This window comes from Flavobacteriales bacterium (assembly GCA_019694795.1).
Lineage (GTDB): Bacteria > Bacteroidota > Bacteroidia > Flavobacteriales_D > UBA2798 > UBA2798.
In genome coordinates this window covers 58,779-75,774 of sequence record JAIBBF010000012.1, presented here as the reverse complement: position 1 = coordinate 75,774, position 16,996 = coordinate 58,779, and the positions used below count along the sequence as shown (strand labels likewise).

General features: G+C 41.0%; 16 protein-coding genes. 11 read left to right on the top strand and 5 right to left on the bottom strand.

Features of this window, described 5'->3' with window-relative positions:
• Nucleotides 1-1,204: gliding motility-associated C-terminal domain-containing protein (locus K1X56_06095; GenBank protein MBX7094274.1), on the top strand; the 1,204-nt coding region annotated here is incomplete at its 5' end.
• A gap of 79 nt (nucleotides 1,205-1,283) precedes the next feature.
• Here the strand turns inward: K1X56_06095 and K1X56_06090 are convergent.
• On the bottom strand, nucleotides 1,284-2,534 hold the full coding sequence (locus K1X56_06090; protein MBX7094273.1) for an aminotransferase class I/II-fold pyridoxal phosphate-dependent enzyme: 1,251 nt from the start codon (nucleotides 2,532-2,534) through the stop codon (nucleotides 1,284-1,286).
• A gap of 224 nt (nucleotides 2,535-2,758) precedes the next feature.
• Here K1X56_06090 and bamD point away from each other — a divergent pair, with 224 nt between their 5' ends.
• The 5 genes from bamD to K1X56_06065 are packed head-to-tail and all read left to right on the top strand — an operon-like array spanning nucleotide 2,759 to nucleotide 6,559.
• Entirely contained in the window at nucleotides 2,759-3,586 is an 828-nt protein-coding gene (bamD, locus tag K1X56_06085; GenBank protein MBX7094272.1) for an outer membrane protein assembly factor BamD, read from the top strand.
• A complete protein-coding gene (locus K1X56_06080; GenBank protein ID MBX7094271.1) occupies nucleotides 3,583-3,909 on the top strand; it encodes a DNA-directed RNA polymerase subunit omega in 327 nt (108 codons plus the stop codon). The genes bamD and K1X56_06080 overlap by 4 nt, the downstream gene beginning before the upstream one ends.
• 15 nt (nucleotides 3,910-3,924) lie before the next feature.
• Complete coding sequence (coaBC, locus tag K1X56_06075; protein ID MBX7094270.1) at nucleotides 3,925-5,124, top strand: bifunctional phosphopantothenoylcysteine decarboxylase/phosphopantothenate--cysteine ligase CoaBC; 1,200 nt, start codon at nucleotides 3,925-3,927, stop codon at nucleotides 5,122-5,124.
• On the top strand, nucleotides 5,121-6,026 hold the full coding sequence (locus K1X56_06070; GenBank protein MBX7094269.1) for a DUF4835 family protein: 906 nt from the start codon (nucleotides 5,121-5,123) through the stop codon (nucleotides 6,024-6,026). The genes coaBC and K1X56_06070 overlap by 4 nt, the downstream gene beginning before the upstream one ends.
• 23 nt (nucleotides 6,027-6,049) lie before the next feature.
• Nucleotides 6,050-6,559, top strand: a complete 510-nt coding sequence (locus tag K1X56_06065) for a hypothetical protein (GenBank protein ID MBX7094268.1) — start codon at nucleotides 6,050-6,052, stop codon at nucleotides 6,557-6,559.
• Here the strand turns inward: K1X56_06065 and K1X56_06060 are convergent, their stop codons facing one another.
• Genes K1X56_06060 through K1X56_06045 form a run of 4 tightly spaced genes read right to left on the bottom strand, consistent with a single transcriptional unit; the run spans nucleotide 6,560 to nucleotide 10,744 of the window.
• Entirely contained in the window at nucleotides 6,560-7,435 is an 876-nt protein-coding gene (locus K1X56_06060; GenBank protein MBX7094267.1) for a hypothetical protein, read from the bottom strand. It abuts the gene before it with no gap.
• Nucleotides 7,429-8,286 (bottom strand): formylglycine-generating enzyme family protein, encoded by an 858-nt coding sequence (locus K1X56_06055; GenBank protein ID MBX7094266.1) that lies wholly within the window; start codon nucleotides 8,284-8,286, stop codon nucleotides 7,429-7,431. The genes K1X56_06060 and K1X56_06055 overlap by 7 nt, the downstream gene beginning before the upstream one ends.
• 2 nt (nucleotides 8,287-8,288) lie before the next feature.
• A complete protein-coding gene (locus K1X56_06050; protein ID MBX7094265.1) occupies nucleotides 8,289-10,139 on the bottom strand; it encodes a DUF4670 domain-containing protein in 1,851 nt (616 codons plus the stop codon).
• Nucleotides 10,139-10,744 carry a sigma-70 family RNA polymerase sigma factor gene (locus K1X56_06045; GenBank protein ID MBX7094264.1) on the bottom strand — a complete coding sequence of 202 codons (606 nt, stop codon included), beginning with the start codon at nucleotides 10,742-10,744 and terminating at the stop codon, nucleotides 10,139-10,141. The genes K1X56_06050 and K1X56_06045 overlap by 1 nt, the downstream gene beginning before the upstream one ends.
• A gap of 111 nt (nucleotides 10,745-10,855) precedes the next feature.
• Here K1X56_06045 and K1X56_06040 point away from each other — a divergent pair, with 111 nt between their 5' ends.
• From K1X56_06040 to K1X56_06020, 5 genes are all read left to right on the top strand, one after another.
• The gene (locus tag K1X56_06040) at nucleotides 10,856-12,718 is read left to right on the top strand and encodes an erythromycin esterase family protein (protein ID MBX7094263.1); all 1,863 of its coding nucleotides are present in this window, start codon (nucleotides 10,856-10,858) and stop codon (nucleotides 12,716-12,718) included.
• Nucleotides 12,705-13,211 carry a hypothetical protein gene (locus tag K1X56_06035; protein ID MBX7094262.1) on the top strand — a complete coding sequence of 169 codons (507 nt, stop codon included), beginning with the start codon at nucleotides 12,705-12,707 and terminating at the stop codon, nucleotides 13,209-13,211. The genes K1X56_06040 and K1X56_06035 overlap by 14 nt, the downstream gene beginning before the upstream one ends.
• 103 nt (nucleotides 13,212-13,314) lie before the next feature.
• Nucleotides 13,315-15,447, top strand: a complete 2,133-nt coding sequence (locus tag K1X56_06030) for an RNA-binding transcriptional accessory protein (protein ID MBX7094261.1) — start codon at nucleotides 13,315-13,317, stop codon at nucleotides 15,445-15,447.
• A complete protein-coding gene (locus tag K1X56_06025) occupies nucleotides 15,444-16,103 on the top strand; it encodes a hypothetical protein (GenBank protein MBX7094260.1) in 660 nt (219 codons plus the stop codon). Before K1X56_06030 ends, K1X56_06025 begins: the two co-directional genes overlap by 4 nt.
• A complete protein-coding gene (locus K1X56_06020; GenBank protein ID MBX7094259.1) occupies nucleotides 16,103-16,996 on the top strand; it encodes an alpha/beta hydrolase in 894 nt (297 codons plus the stop codon). The genes K1X56_06025 and K1X56_06020 overlap by 1 nt, the downstream gene beginning before the upstream one ends.

Below are 16,996 nucleotides of genomic sequence, written 5' to 3'. Positions count from 1 at the left end.
TTGCCCGGGACAAACCTTCTCCTACAATGGAATTATTCTCAATGGTAATCCGCCTTACAACTACACATGGAGTAGTGGAGTGAATGGTCAGTTTGTCAATTACACCATCAATCAATTGAGTGGCGATACCTTAATCCTTTCGGTGATGGATGGTTGTGGTTATTTCGGTTCTGATACCATCTTTTTCTCGCATGTTCCACCCGCACCTTTATTTGCAAATGCAGGTCCTGATACCACGTTAACCTGTGCCGGACAATCTGTTTTGCTGAATGGTTCCTATAGTGGTGGCTCAGGTGATACAACTTATTTCAATTGGAGTAATGGAGCAATGACTGCACAAACGCTGGTTCAACCATTAACCACTACTACCTATATTTTAACTGTAACCAATACCTGTCTCCAAATGGATACGGATACCATGGTCGTTACGGTACCACCTTATATTCCTCTTTCACTTTTTGTTTCGGATACCTTAATTGAAGTGAGTTGTCCGGGTAACACCGCCGATTTTGTGGCCTACGTTACCGCAGGAGGAACTTCACCTTACACCTACCAATGGTCCACCGGCGATCTCGACTCTACCGCCAGTGTAGTGGTAAATGGTCCCGACTCCTTACTCTTCACTGCTACCGATGCCTGCGGATTGGATACATCTTTGTATGTATATGTAGATATTATGAATGGAAATTTAAATATCCATACTACATCCGGACGTTTTTGTCTCAATAGCGATAGCACTGCTTTAGTTGCTTATCAGGTTCAGGGTGGAATATCACCATTGGTGTACAGCTGGGATATTCCAGTCAATGCCCTCGGTGTTGTTCAGGATACCATTGCCATGAATTATTTAATCCAAGGCGCTGTAAATGGCGATTACATCTTTACGGTTACCGATGCATGTGGCAACACTGCAAGTGATACATCGAATGTAATCATGATCAGCTGTTCGCTCGACATCCCCAATGTAATATCACCTAATGGTGATGGTGTAAATGATGTGTTCTATGTTGATGGATTGCAATATCACCCGAACAGTATTTTACGCGTGTACAATCGTTGGGGACAATTGGTTTATCTCGATAATAACTATTTGAACAACTGGGATGGCGGAAGTTTGCCACAGGGAACTTACTTCTACATCATTGAACTTACCGACGGAACGATTCCTGCACAATATACCGGAACACTCACCATCTTCTATTGATGTGAAAACATCAATGGTGTTGCCAAAAAAAATCCCCTTCTGAAAAGAAGGGGATTTTTTATTTTGTATTGAAATGAAATTAATTCACGTTAACGATTTTATCGGAGTAGTATTCTCCTTTTTTCAATTTCACGGCAACTTTCTTAAAGGTTTCAATAGTGTAATTTACATCTTCAAGTGTATGCGCTGCAGTTGGAATTAAACGCAACATAATAACATCTTTCGGTACAACCGGATAAACCACAATTGAACAGAAGATGCTGTAATTTTCGCGGAGGTCAAACGTAAGATTGGTTGCTTCACCCAGTGATCCGGATAAGAACACAGGTGTTACCATGGTGTTGGTATTTCCAATGTTGAATCCTGCATCTTTTAATCCGTTTTGCAATGCATGAGCAATGGTCCATAATTTCTCGCGAAGTTCCGGTCTGCTACGAAGTAATTCCAAACGTTTAAGTGCTCCGATTACAAGTGGCATCGGTAATGCTTTCGCAAAAATTTGAGAACGCATATTGTAACGGAGATATTCAATTACGTTTTCGGTAGAAGAAATAAATCCGCCGATTAATGCCATCGACTTAGCGAAAGTTCCGAAGTACACATCAACGCCTTCCTGACAACCTTGTTCTTCGTCGGTTCCTGCTCCGGTTGGACCCATAGTTCCGAATCCGTGCGCATCATCTACAAATAAGCGGAAGGAATATTTTTTCTTCAGCGCAACAATTTCTTTCAATTTACCCTGGTCGCCCGCCATTCCGAAAACACCTTCGGTGATTACAAGAACACCACCGTCTTTTTCTTCAGCAACTTTTACGGCACGAGCTAATTGTTTTTCCAGACTTTCCATGTCGTTGTGCTGGAATACAAATCGTTTTCCGATGTGCAAACGCATACCGTCAAGAATACAAGCATGCGATTCGCTGTCGTAAACAATTACATCATTACGATCTACCAATGAATCGATCGCAGAAACCATTCCCTGATAACCGAAGTTTAAAAGAATAGTGTCTTCTCTTTTCATGAAGGACGATAATTCATTCTCGAGTTGTTCGTGGTAGTTCGAGTTACCACTCATCATACGAGCACCCATTGGATATGCAAGTCCAAAATCTGCAGAAGCCTTTGCATCCGCTTCGCGCACTTCCGGGTGATTGGCAAGTCCGAGATAGTTATTCAGACTCCACACCAACACTTCCTTCCCACGGAAGATCATTTTGTTACCGATAGGACCTTCCAGTTTAGGGAAAGTAAAATAACCGTGAGATTCTTTCGAATGCTTTCCAAGTGGTCCACGGTTCAATTTGATCTTCTCAAAAATATCCAAGGTGATAAAAATTAAGGGTTAGTAAATTTTTTGTTTAGGAATACAAAAATACCAAGAGCAAGGCTTATTATCAATGGGCTTTCAGGAAATTTTCAACAACCCACTAATTCATCACCCGGTGATAGTATCACTTTTAAAGCCAGAGGGATGTTCTCCCTTTTTATTCGCATACTTTTCTATCTTAATCTCCGTTGTTTTCCATGCCGCTTAATTCGGTATATTTGCAACTCATGAATCGCAGGATTTTATTTATAGCGCTGGTTTTTAGCTTTTTACTGTCTGCTTGCTCGGAGTATAACAAGATTTTAAAGAGCACGGATTCTGAATTGAAACTGAGGAAATCGTTCGAGTATTACGATAAAAAGGATTACGATCGCGCTTTGCCTTTATTGGAGGATTTGGTTTCTTCCGGTGTTTACCGCGGTAAGGATCAGGCAGAAAAAGTATATTTTACCTACGCTTACTGTCACTGGTACCTTTCTGAATACTACCTGGCGGCCTATTACTTTAAGATGTTCGCCAAGACCTATCCGGGTTCTCGTTATGCCGAGGAATCACTCTTTATGAGTGCCATGTGTAATGTGAAAAACTCGCCCAACTGGTCGCTCGACCAAACGGAAACTTACGATGCCATCAATGAATTGCAATTGTTCATGAACCGCTACCCCGAAAGCGCAAGGAGGGATACCTGCAATAAAATCATGGACAACTTGTATTACAAGCTGGAAACCAAGGCGTTTGAGAATGCTTACCTCTACTATAAAGTCGAAAATTACAAATCGGCATCGGTAGCTTTAAAATCCATGCTCGAAGAATATCCCAATACCCGCTATCAGGAGAGATCTATGTACTTGATAGTGAGATCCGACTTTTTATTGGCAAGTAATTCTACCGACAAAAAAAAGTTAGAGCGTTATGAGCAAACTATTAAATCTTATACTAATTTTGTAGCCCTTTATCCGCAAAGCGAGTATAAGGCTGAACTGGAGCAAATTTATGATGCTTCGGCGAAGGCAATAGTAGAATTGAAGAATAGTAATAAAACCGAAGAAAAATGAGCTATAAAAACTCCACCGCAGAACGCACTACCGTTACACGAGATGTAGATAAACTCGAAGCGCGTACCGGGAACGTTTATGAGTCGATCGTTGTTATTGGCAAACGTGCCAATCAGATCGCTGTAGAAATGAAGGAGGAGCTCACTTCCAAACTTCAGGAATTTGCAACGCATACCGATAACCTGGAAGAGGTTTTCGAAAACCGTGAGCAAATTGAAATTTCTCGTCACTACGAAAAACTTCCGAAACCGGTTGCTATTGCAATTCAGGAGTTTCAGGAAGGCGGAACCTATTTCCGTTACCCTGAAGAACCAACTAAATAATCCTAAACCTGCGCTATGCTGCGCGGAAAGAAAATTCTTATTGGTGTAACAGGCAGTATTGCTGCTTATAAAACTGCGCACCTTGTTCGTCTGCTCGTAAAAGCAGGTGCTGAAGTTCGTGTGTTAATGACGCCGGCTGCCTGCGATTTTATTAGTCCCCTTACGCTGGGTACTCTTTCCAAACATCCTGTTTCCGTTCACATGGTTTCTAATGCCGACCAAGGTACATGGACCAATCATGTTGAAATGGGAATGTGGGCCGATCTGTTGGTCGTTGCTCCTGCTTCTGCCAATACCATCGGTAAAATGGCCAATGGGATTTGCGATAATTTATTACTGGCGGTTTATCTATCGGCTAAATGTCCGGTAATGATTGCACCTGCCATGGATCTGGATATGTACCGTCACCCTTCGGTGAAACTGAATTTAAGCCGACTGAAGGAATATGGAAATAATGTTCTGCAAGCGGAGAACGGAGAATTGGCCAGTGGATTAATTGGCGAAGGAAGAATGCCGGAACCGGAGAACATTTTCGCTGCTATTGAACAGCAATTTTCCAAAAAAAAAAAATTAAGCGGTAAGCGAATTCTTATTACGGCCGGACCAACCCATGAGGCAATAGATCCCGTTCGATTTATCGGAAACAGCAGCAGTGGAAAAATGGGAATTGCAATTGCAGAACTTGCCGCATCCTGGGGGGCAGAAGTTCATTTGGTTTGTGGTCCGAGTTTTGTTGAATCTTCATCCGCAGTCCACCGCATTAATGTCCGGTTTGCCGCTGAAATGTATAAAGAAGTCAACCGATTATTTCCCTCAAGCGATGTGGCCATATTATCGGCTGCAGTGGCAGATTATCGTCCGAAATCCGTAGCCGGAAAAAAAATAAAAAAAGCAGATGCAGTTTTGAATATTGAGCTGGAACCAACAGCAGATATTTTGAAATCGCTCGGTGAGAAAAAGAAAAAAAATCAGTTTTTGGTTGGATTTGCATTGGAAACCGATCATGAAATTGAAAACGCGAAAAAGAAAATCAAATCCAAAAATCTCGATTTGATCGTTCTTAATTCCCTGAATGATAAAGGTGCAGGTTTTGGATATGATACCAATAAAATTACATTGATCGACCGCAACAATAAAATGGTTAGATTTGAGTTAAAGTCTAAACAGGAAGTGGCTGCCGATATTTTGAATGCCATTGTGAAAAACATAAAATGAAAAAATTAATTCTGCTCATCCTTTTATTCCCTGCCTTGTCGCTACGTGCTCAGGAATTAATGTGTCGTTTGCAGATTATTTCTCCTTCACTTCAGGTTTCTGCTGCGGATAAATTATTGTTCGAACAATTGCAGCAACAATTGCAGGAGTTCATGAATAATACGCGCTGGACAACCGAAACATTTAAGGACGAAGAAAAAATTGATTGCAATGTGCTGATCAATATTTCGGAGATGTCGAGCAATGAAGACTATGGCGGAACCATTCAGGTTACGTCGAGCCGACCGGTTTTTAACACCAATTACAAATCGACCTTGTTCAATTATCTCGACGAGAATTTTAAATTTAAATATCAACGCGGAACGCCTTTGTTGTTTTCGATTGACCAGCATAGAAATAATCTTACTTCCGTTCTTGCTTTTTATGCCTACATGATTATCGCTTACGATTACGATTCATTTTCACTCGAAGGCGGATCGAAATATTTTGCCAAAGCGCAGCAAATCGTAAATAACGCACAGTCGGCCTCGGAGCCGGGATGGAGAGCGGCGGAGGGCGACAGAAACCGTTATTGGATGGTGGATAATGCCATTCAGGGTGTGTTTAAACCTTTGCGAAAAGCATTTTACGATTATCACCGAATGGGATTTGACCGGATGTACGATAATGTGGAAGAAGGACGCAAATCGATTATCGCTGCACTGGAACAAATTCAGGTGGTGGCTAAACAACGTCCGGCCTCTTTTAATGTTCAGATATTTTTCTCCACCAAAGTGAATGAATTGGTGAGTTTATTTTCTGAAGCTCCACCGGCTGATAAACAAAAAGCATTCAATCTGTGTAAAGCCATGGATCCGGGTAACCTGACGAAATACCAAAAAATTCTTGATAGCGGGAAATAACCCGCTTTTTTATTTTTAGCAGCATGAGAACACTATTTTTTATTCTGACTTTCCTTTCCGCTACATTAAGTTTTGCAGGGAAATGGACTACCGTTAAAACGGCTGAATTCAGTATTAGTCACCCAAAAGACTGGACAACGGAACCCACCGAAGATCCCTTGATTCGATTTTTCGTGAAGGAACCTCTTGAAAGTTCTAACGATGCATTTGCAGAGAATTTTAATTTCCTGGTTCAGCCCAATCTCGATCCGATTATCACGCTTGACTCAATTATCAGTGAAATAAAAGGAACCTTTGCATCACAAACTAATGCTGAGTTTATCTATGCTAAACGATTGAAAAAATCAGGAATGGATTACGGTCAAATTTGTGTGCGAATGGTGGTAGAAGGAATGCAATTACGGATTATCCAAAAATTCGCGCTGGTTGGAAACAGTATGTACCTGCTCACTTTTGTTGGGGAAGACCGACGATACTCCACGAATTACAAAGTTTACGATAAAGTAATAGAGTCGTTTCAGGCGTTTAAATAATTATTTAGGTCGGGAAAAGGGGAGGAGCGTAAATCGTAATTCTCCATTGATAATTGCGCCATCAGGATCACGTTGCTGAACAATTAATCCTGCGGGTTCCCATCTTCCGCTGAAATCGAAATCTGAAAAATTGCGATCGAATTCAATGATTAAAGTTTCGCCTCTCCAATAATATTTTCCGTGTGCATTTTTTGCATCCTTGGCATATTGCCGCTCGAGGAATTGCGATATAACAACGGCTTCTCCTACGGTTTTTATAATGAAAGCCACACTGTCGTTATACAATTTAATATAGGTGCGTTCCATTGAAATGTATTCTTCTTTCAATAGATACATTCCATTGCAATTGATGCTTGATTTAACCGGATTGGTGACATTATTATTTTCCGGTTTTACAGCTGTGGTGTCGGCCTTAATAATTTCTTTATTCTCAATTGTAGGATCCACTACATCTTTTTCCGGTACAATTTCAATTTCAAAACGCATGGGATTTAATTTGAAATTGCGTCCTAATTCATCTTGAGCAAGAATATCTTCGAATGTAATAATATCTCCTTGCTTCGATTTTTGAACGAGGTAACAGATATCCCCGTCAATTTTATTCCCTGCCACATCAAAAAAGCGTTCGCGGGCTGAGTTGAAGACAATTTTATATTGAATTATGCGGACATTTTTCATTCCGCTTACAATCCCCAAATCGTTACACATTTCTGCCGGTGTAATTTTTCCGCCTTTTTTACCTGCTATCCGTGGATCGGGGTCTTTGACTTTCCGCACGGTAATGGTACCGATGGGTTCTTCCTGGGCCAATGCAAGACCGGTGCTCAACATCATGAGCAATGAGAAAAGTATATAGGTATGAATCTTTTTTACCACGGATAATTTCTGATTTCACATACACAACGAAAACCGATGTTCAGTGACGGTTTTTGATAATAGCTCCAACGATTCACCGGATGGGGAACATTGTGCTCGTTCCGCAAAAAATCGTTGTGACTTAAACCAATCACGATTGAATCGTTTAGCATTTCCGATACATTACCAATCAAATGATAGACCAAAAACGCATTGGCAATGCCATCATCCACTTTACAGGTAGGCGGTTCATTTTTTACATTCGGAAACGTTGCGTCCAGGTTGCGGTCCTCCCGCGTATGCGAATGACTCTTCCCGCTTTTCGGATCCTTTAGCTGATTTACGCCATATGGATATTGAATGGGATTTTTATCTCCGAAGGCTGCTTTTTCCCATTCACTTTTAGTGGGTAATCGATATACAACAAAGGTCTCATTGTTGAGGTCGATCGGGTCCTCATATTTTTTCTTTTTGAGTTTTACCAAAATCATGTGATTGACCATGGCTGTCCTCCACCTGCAATATTTTTTTGCTTGCTGAAAGCTGATGGCTACTGCGGGATAATTGCGATAGGCGGAGTGGCGGTGATAATATTTTTCAAAAGGGGTGTAGCTGAATTCGGGAGTGATCCACAAATTCGTATCTGGTAAAACGGAATTCCTTTTTTCCGGTTCGTTTCTTTTGGTCCATGCTTCATATTCCAGCCAGCTGAAATTTGAAATCTCGGTTTTATCCATGAACAGCGAATCCGAAATTTTTACGGTTCCGGGTGGAATAAACCCTTTTCCTTTACTTTTTTTATTTCCCTCTTTCGCAAAGGAAAACGCAAAAAGCATGCACGAGCCAAGTAGAATGAGTTGGGTGTATTTCATTCTTATAAAGAAAGGATTTTTTTCACATCGTCCGGATCTGTAATTTTCGATTCGGATCTGCGCATGACGAATTCATATTTAGAGGCGGATTCCGGAATGATTTTAAAATCGCCGGGACCGAAAAAGTGGGCATAACCTTCTTTATCGAAAAACATGATGGTGTTTATTCCCTCCGGATCATACTGAAGTTTGCGCATGGTTTCCGGATAATAGTTATACACCAGATTTCTGCGTTTGTCGCACAAATACAACTGAGAAGTTGGAATCAACGGATTTTTAGATCCATCCAGATACAGTGCCATAATTTTTCGTTGGTGTGGTAATTTTTGCGGACAATCAGAATTGTAGGTTCCAAATCGTTCGATACTGAAAGTGCGTGAAGCAATTGATTGGGCAATGAATTGTTTATCGTTGGTGTAAACCACATTTCCTGTAGCAACTGCACCTGAATTTTGCATCATTAATTGTTGCTGACGAGCCCTTTCCTCGGCTTCTTTACGTCGACGATCGGCTGCTTCAACACGCAATTGTTCTTCTTTTTGCGCAATGGCAACTTTTAATTCTTCTTGTTTACGTGCAAGTTCTACTTCTTGTTCTTTTACTTTTTTGTTGTATGCTTCTAATTTTTCGGTATAAATTTTTTGTGCTTTTTCGAGATTTGCTCCTTTAAAAACGGGGAATACAATCAGGGTATTGGTGTTGGATCGGCCTCCGCTTACTTTGGTAAGATCCAATTTATAACTTACACCACTGATGTGTTCACTGAGTTTTACATCATTCCATTGCTGGTTGTACCACTCGCGTGAAAAATTATTGTTTTCTTCACTCACTTCAAATAAGGTTCCTTCGAACGATTCCAACTCCGGAAATTCCTGTGGATCCACATTGAGGTTAAAGGTGGGACGTTTTAAACTGGCTTCCTTCGGTTCAACCGGTTTCGATTTTTTCAGGGTTGTCAGCTTACTTTCCAGTTTTACGATTTCATTTTGTTTTTTAGTAATGACAGGATCCTGATATTTATTGGTGGTATTTGAATTTGCTGAAATTGCGGAATCACATTCTAGATCTTTTATATTGTTTTTAACGGTAATGATTTCACCTTTTTCTTCTTTTTTATTTTTTCCTTTCACTTGCTCTTTCCCTAAATACACCCAATTGCGTTGGATAGTATCTAATTCGTAAAAATTAAACCGTGCATCTTTTTTATCGCTGGCCAGCTCAATTTTAATTTTTGCATTGGGAGCAATATTCAGATTGTTTCCATTTTGTTGCGCACGGATATCGAACATACCTGCCGATTCAAAATGATATTGTGTTCCGGCAGAATCGTAGGTCATGGGAATTCCACTCAGAATAATTTCTTCTGTTGTATGGAATTCGCGGAATAGAATGTCCACTTTCCCTTTTACAATATTTCCGTTATTGTCGCTGATGCTGTTTTTCGGAATGGTGATTTTTGTCCCGGTTGGATGTTGAATGGTAGCGCCTTCCTGGTTATTGATGGTATAGGTGCTGTATTTTTTTTCTGCACCCGGAACCGGAGGATGTATGCAAGGGCTATCTTCAGAATAAGAGATAGTGGTATCTGCAAGAATTGCAGTGGCTGGTGCAGCGCTCAGTTCTTCTGTAACAGGATCCGGAGTATTATTTTCGGATGTTTTTCCTGTATTCAGATAAGCTACCAGGGCCATTCCCGCAATTGCCGTAGCGGCAACGGATGAAATAAACCAGGTGCTTTTGAAGAACGGTTTCTGCATCAACTTTACGTTCGACATCACCTGGGTGAAATTTCTTCTGGCGAGAATTTCCTCCGAACTGATGGGCTCACGGTCGATGGTAATTTTAGGTTTCATTACTCTTGTATAAATGTCTTGAATAAGCGTTTCAGTTTTTCGAGCGAACGGTGACCACGCACCTTCGCATTGTTTTCAGTTATGCCTAATATTTCACCGATTTCACGGAAGGATCTTTTTTCGAAGAATCTCCATTCAATCATTTGCAAATCTTCTTCAGGCAATTCGGGAAGCACGCGTTCCAGTAATCTGAACATGTCCTCGCTATGTCCGCCGTCCATCTCATCGAGCATGTCGCGAACCTGGCGGGTTTCCAGATTAACGGTCCGATGCGCTTTTTCCTGACGCAGGGCTTCATAAACCTCATTCTGTGCAATACGGTATAACCAACTGCTAAAGGGTACACCGCGAAATTCATATTTATGAATATTGGTCAGTGCCTTTAAAAAAACCTGCGAACAGATATCAAATGCCGTTTCTTTATCATCTATACGTTGATAGATGTAGCGGAAAATCTGTTCGTAATAAGCATTGTATAAAGGCTCAAAGCGCTCCGGATTTTGTTTGGCCGCCTCCACCATAGCATTCTCCTCCTGGAGCTGTACCTGGGTTTTGTGGTATTTAGAGGTGGTTTCGACCATCATTTTTTCGGGATCTTTGTCCATATAAGCAGATAATACGGCCTGGTTACAGCCTAAACGAAAAAAAATTATTTGCGGTTACAAAATACCTAAAACTGTCATTTTCCGTATCTTTAAAAGATACTCTTTAACCCTATGCTGAACAAAAACACCGTTTTTACCCTGGTTTTGTTTTTTAGCGGAATCTGGCAAGGTTTCGCCCAAACTTCGTCTTTACTGGATATCTCCAATAATGATGCCTTTAGTACATTTTCGATGCTCGACACAGCCGTGATGAACAAGCGGGTGGTTTTTACGGGTGAAAATCATTTGCACCGTAAAAGCAATTATCAACTGGAGATGAAAATGTTCCGCTATTTGAATAAGACCGCCGGGTTCAGAAACTTTTTTATGGAATTTGGTCACGCCCGTGCCTGGTTGGTGAATCAATATGTACAAACCGGCGATACGGCCCTGTACAATGTATTAAATGAATATTCCTATGAAGAATATGCTCAGTTGTATAAGGAGTTAAGGGAAATGAACGAAAAACTTCCGGATTCTGCTAAAATCCATATCTACGGAATCGATATTGAGCGGAATTTCAGTACACCGGTTAAAGTATTATCGCTGCTGCTCCCAAAAGAAGAGGCCCCGCATGAAATCAGAATGTCGGTGGAGTCGATCAAGGCGATGGCGGTGATGATTGATAAACAACAAAAGAATAATTATAACCGCAGATCCAAATCGGATGATTCGGATGATATGTCGGGATTGTTTTCTGAAGTTAACTATAGTGTGGCCAATTCGCTTTACATTATTTTCGACGACCTCGATTCCAATCGCGTAGTATGGAAAAGGTATTTGGGGAATAATTATGATGATTTCGCATTAATTGAAAAAGGATTAAGAGCAGAATTTGAACGAAGCAATTATATCAATCAGAATGTAGTGCAGCAATATGTTTATCGCGAAATGTATATGCACGATGAAATGATGACCCTATTGCGGAAATATCCGAATGAAAAGTTTTACGGACAGTTTGGTCGTTGTCACACTTCGCAGGAGCAGGAAGATAATTGGTGCGGCTATTATTATTTTAAAACACTGGCCACCCGCATTGGTGATGAAGCGGATTTAAAAAATCAAGTACTGAGTATCGGTATTTATTATCCGCAAGGAAATTTTCGCGAACAGAATGTGGTGGTCGACGATGAAGTTGAATTACTCGTTCCAAAAGCAGATAAAAATGGGTTAACGCTGTTTTCAATTGCAAACGATTCAAGCGTTGAACGATCTGTTTATGCCCGTTTTCCTTTTGTAATCATCAATCAGATGAATGTGGAAGAAGATAATTTACGTTTCACCGGAAAAAGTGGTTCAGGTTCAGGTTCGAAAATAAATTATTATTATACCCGTACCTATTTTGAATTTAATTATTCATACCTGAACAATAGTTTATCGTCCCTGAATAATTCACTGAGCACATCACTGGGAACAGATATCAAATTTATTTCTCCCTTAACCTGGATGGGCGGATCAATAAGTGTTGGCGATGATTTTGTTTTTGCATCGTTTCGCTTTGATGGTTTAAGCCGGCAATCGGTTCAGCCTACGGATTCCCTCTCGCTTTCGATGAGCGGATTTTCATTTCGCTGGAGAACCGGGGGAGATTTGATTTTAAATCAGGTGGTCGACTGGGTTATTTTCGGCGGAAGTGGTTTTTCCCAATTGAATCTGATCGAAAAACAGACGCATGGTCCCTTAAACAATGGAGGCATATTCGGCAATTCAACCGAAACCATTTCCCAATGGCGGAATCCTGCTTTTTTCTTTGAGGCGGGAATGGATTTAAGAGTGAATCTTAAATTTTTCTTTATTGGATGTAATGCCTCTTATATGCTCGATTTAAGCAATAAAAAATGGAGGCTTAACGGCTCTCCCGATAATAACTCGCCTTATACCAAATTGAGTGGATTGTATTTCGGAGCTTCAGCGGGATTTTATGTTAAAGGTTAACCATGTTATAGCATTTTGTTTTGCCTTGCAGGTTCATTTTTCGTTGGCACAAAATGAAAAGTGGACCGCCGAGGATTCGCTGAAATTAAACAGTGATTGTATTCACACGGCACAAACATTTTTTATTCCCGGTGCAGCGGCTGATTATTGTTCATGCTACCTCGATTTATTTTTTCGAAATCATCCTGGTCCCGGATCTAGTGTAAGCGATTCCATGCTTGTTCAGTATTCCGAAACATGCATTGTAGAGGTGAAAAACCGTTATCCGGGTGGACCATTTATTGAGAGTTGGAACGAAGATTCAAAAGCTTCCTTTATTGCAGGATGTAAACGTACATTGAACGGTTCTTCCGTAAATGCGGAATTGTATTGTCCCTGTATGCTCGAAAAACTCATGAAATTTCAGCCCGACCCCCGGCTGGTAAATATGGTGGAACAATCGGTGTTGGATAAATTTGCGTCTGAGTGTTTATCCACCTCCTCAGGGAAATAATAAAAATCCCCCGATTTTTTATCAGGATTTTTCAACCATTCTTTTTACAAGTGTCAATATTTTCCCCTTCCATATGTCGACCTATACTCCTAAAATTGCAGTTATGGAAGACAATAAAATTATCGGGATTATTGAGTCGCGTTTAGGACTCAAGCGCAATCAGGTTCAGAATACCATTCGCCTTTTGGAAGAAGGAGCAACGGTTCCGTTTATTTCCCGTTATCGTAAAGAGATGACGGGTAGTTTGGATGAGGTGGAAGTGATGCGTGTAAAATTCGAGCATGAAAAATTGAAGTCGCTCCTTTCCCGGAAAGAAAGTATTTTAAATACAATTGAGGAACAGGGGAAATTAACTCCCGAACTTCGCCGCAAAATTGAAGATTGTTACGATTCTACCGATTTGGAAGATATTTATCTTCCCTATAAACCCAAACGCAAAACCCGTGCAGTGGTTGCACGTGAAAAAGGATTAGAGCCATTGGCGAATTTAATTCTGGAGCAAAAGAACAATGATGTAGAAGCCGCTGCCGAAAATTTCCTGAGTGATGATGTGAAAACTGTAGAAGAAGCATTGGAAGGTGCCCGCGATATCATTGCAGAAATGGTGAGTGAAGATGCCAGTGCAAGAAATAAAATCCGTTTTCTCTATCAGCGGGAAGCCGTTATTTCTTCCAAGCTGGTACGTGGTAAAGATGAAGACGGTGCTAAATACAAAGATTATTTCGATTGGAAAGAATCACTTGCGCGTGTTCCCTCTCATCGGTTGTTAGCTATGCTGCGCGGGGAGAATGAAGGATTTTTACGTGTACGGATTTCGATTGATAAGGAAGCTGCTGTAGAAGTATTGGAGCGTCACGTCGTGCGTTCGCGTAATGAAAGTGCCGATCAGGTAAAAGAAGCGCTTGCAGATTCCTGGAGTCGTTTATTGGAGCCTTCCATTGAAACGGAATTCAGAATTATGGCTAAGGAAAAAGCAGATGAATCGGCCGTAAAAGTTTTTGCAGAAAATCTTCGTCAGTTATTGTTATCACCCCCATTGGGTGCAAAGCGAATTCTTGCCTTGGATCCGGGTTACCGTACCGGTTGTAAAGTGGTGTGCATCGATGAGCATGGAAATTTATTGAACAATACCACCATTTATCCGCACGCTCCGCAAAACGAAACGGCAGATGCCATTCGGGCTTTATCGCGTTTGGTGGAACAATACCGCATTGAAGCGATTGCCATTGGAAACGGAACGGCAAGTCGCGAAACAGAACAATTGGTAAAGCGTTGTCGTTTCGATCGTGAAGTAAAAGTATTTGTAGTGAGTGAAGCCGGTGCTTCGGTGTATTCTGCTTCTTCGGTTGCACGTGAAGAATTTCCGGATTATGATGTCACCGTTCGTGGATCAGTTTCCATTGGTCGCCGACTCATGGATCCGCTTGCCGAATTGGTAAAAATTGATCCGAAAAGTATTGGTGTTGGACAATACCAGCATGATGTGGACCAGGGAATGTTAAAACGTGAATTGGATGCCGTAGTTGAAAGTTGTGTAAATAATGTGGGTGTGAGTTTGAATACGGCTTCGAAACATTTGTTGACCTACGTATCCGGTTTGGGTCCGATCCTCGCTGAAAATATTGTTGAATTCAGAGCGAAAAACGGTGCCTTTCACTCGCGTGAAGATTTGAAAAAGGTTCCGCGTTTAGGTCCTAAAGCCTTTGAACAATCAGCCGGATTTTTAAGGGTGGAAGACAGCGAAAATCCGCTCGATAATTCTGCCGTGCATCCGGAGAGTTATTCCATTGTAGAAAAGATGGCCAAAAAACTGGGTAAGCCGGTAAAAGAATTAATTGGCAATGAAAGTTTGGTAAAACAATTAAAGGCCGATGATTTTATTACGGAGACTGCAGGTAAGCAAACCATTCAGGATATATTAAAAGAATTATCCAAACCCACCCGCGATCCACGTAAAGCAGCGAAGGTGTTCGAGTTTGCCGATGGAATTTTTTCCATTGAGGATTTGCGCGAAGGAATGATTGTTCCGGGTATTGTGACCAACATTACCAATTTCGGATGTTTTGTTGATGTGGGCGTAAAGCAGGATGGATTGGTCCACATTTCTCAATTAGCAAATAAATATGTAAGCGATCCGAATGAAGTGGTGAAATTACATCAGCATGTAAAAGTGAAAGTGATGGAAGTGGATATTCCCAGAAAGCGTATTGGTTTATCGATGAAGGAAGCTGAATGAAAAATCTGATTTTAATTTTAGCCGTAATTTTCATTGCCTCTTGTGCTCCTTCGCGCTTTGTAAAACCACTTCAAAAAGGTGAACAAGCGCTAGGATGTTCTTTAGGCGGAGCCATGATTCACTATGGTGGCGCATCCATTCCCATTCCCAATACTTCCTTTTTTTACGGTAAAGGAATTACGGATCAATTAACGGTGCATGGTTCTGTGTATGGAACTTCATTGGCCTATGGCGTTATTCAATTGGATGGAGGTGCGGTGTATCGTTTTGTGGGGAGCGATTCTTCCCAATGGGGAATGTCGGCTAACTTGTCGTTTAATTTCGCCATAGACCGTTACGACTGGAAAGCAAAACTATGGCCGAATCTTGAATGGAATTCGTATTATCATCTCGGAAAACGGGGTGATTTTATTTATGGTGGATTAGGATCCTGGTTCGAATTATCCGGAATGCGTGCTCATGATCAGAAGCAGGATAAACAAGTGATGTTGTATCCACAATTGGGCTATTCATTCAAAAAGAAAAACTGGAGTTTAGAAACAGAATTACGATGGCTGGCTCCCGGCAGAATGAATTTACCCAATGCAGTAAGTTATGTCGGCATTCAGGAACATGGAGCAGTGGGATTGTATTTTCAATTTATACGACGATTCTGATGAAAAAAATCATCTTCTTTTTTATTCTTATTTTATCCCTGAGCTCATGTCTGCGCTTAGATGATAACCTCTTTAACCTCACCGATCCCATTGATCGTTATTACCTCGACGATTATACAGGAGAACAGGATTTTATTCTTGATGCATCTTACACTATTCCGGATTCATTGATTTATCAATTTACTTTTCCATCTGTTATTCCGGGTGAGTCCTCCGCAAAAAATATTCAGGCGATTTATATTGGAGATCTGAACACTATTTCGACCGATACCGTGATTTTATATTGCCATGGAAATAAATGGCACATGGATTTTTACTGGCAGCGTGCAAAATTATTGGCTCACACCGGTGGTAAAAACAGATATGGTGTTTTAATGTTCGATTATCGTGGATACGGATTGTCGGAAGGAGATCCTTCGGAAGATGCCTTGTATGCCGATACACGCGGCGCTATACAATGGCTGGCGGATCATGGCTTGTCGGGTAATCGTCTGGTGATTTACGGATTCTCCATGGGCACCGCTCCCGCTTGTGAAATTTCTTCACATGGTGCTGCTATTACACCTTCAAAAATTATTCTTGAAGCTCCATTTGCTTCTGCTGAAGTAATGGCACAAGATGGAAGCGGACTTGCTGTTCCCGGTTCATTTTTTACATCCCTGCAAATTGATAATGCCGAAGAAATTAAATCCATTCAACAACCTTTTTTCTGGATTCACGGCAGAGCGGATATGTTTTTAGGAATAGAAACCCATGGTGAAGTCGTATTCGCTAATTACAATGGTGTTTATAAAGAAGCACACCGGATAGAAGGTGCAGATCATGGTGAAGTTCCGGAAAAAATGGGATTCGAAAATTACCTGAATGCGCTTTCGGAATTTATGGTGCGCTAA